The sequence below is a fragment of the Poseidonocella sp. HB161398 genome (assembly GCF_005870025.1).
Lineage (GTDB): Bacteria > Pseudomonadota > Alphaproteobacteria > Rhodobacterales > Rhodobacteraceae > Mangrovicoccus.
The window spans coordinates 1-655 of the sequence record NZ_VATA01000274.1 but is presented as its reverse complement, the minus strand read 5'-3'; the positions used below and the strand labels follow the sequence as shown (position 1 = coordinate 655).

Annotated in this window: 1 pseudogene; it reads right to left on the bottom strand. The window is 62.4% G+C overall.

Going from position 1 to position 655, the window contains the following annotated elements:
• Positions 1–232: 232 nt before the first annotated feature.
• Positions 233–655: pseudogene (locus FGX59_RS39230) on the bottom strand (transposase); the annotation flags it as partial.

Sequence of the window (655 nt, the reverse complement as noted above, 5' to 3'; positions counted from 1 at the left end):
CAGCTCTCGAGGACCCAGTTCGAAGCCCTGCTCGAGGGCCTGGATTGGCGGCGGATCGCCACGGCCCGGCAGCATCGCCTGATCGCCGTGCAAACAGCCGACCGCTTTCCTTTCTTGTTTGATCGGAAAGGGGCCCGACGGTAGTCCGGCGCTTCCCCCGGGCCTTGTTGCGCTAATCGAACGACAGGGGGAGGATCCCCTTTCCTCTCCGGCTTCAGGCAACGACTTCGATTTAAGCTCTTCCGAGGGCCGAGCAGCGGTTCACGAATGAGCGGCGAGCGCCACCGGTCCGAGCACAGCCGCGAATGATGCCGATCTGGATTTCAGCAGTTTGACGGTCTGGGTCGCGTGACATGATCCGTTCCCGAAAAGCTTCAGGCGGTTCATTTGCGCCTCGACGCGACTTCGGGAATGATAGCCGACCCACTTTTTCCAAATGGACCGTCCCAGGCGGTGTGTCGCCTTGAGCATGTCATTTCGTGATATCGCGGCCGGGCTGTCCGGCTTCCAGACCCGGCCATTGCGACGGATCGGGATGATCGGCTCCGCTGCGCGCTCGAGTATTGCCGCATGGCAGCGGCGGGTGTCATAGGCCCGTCGGCAGTGACCCTCTCTACAAGTTCACCGGCCGGGATTTGCGACAGCAGCTCGGGCA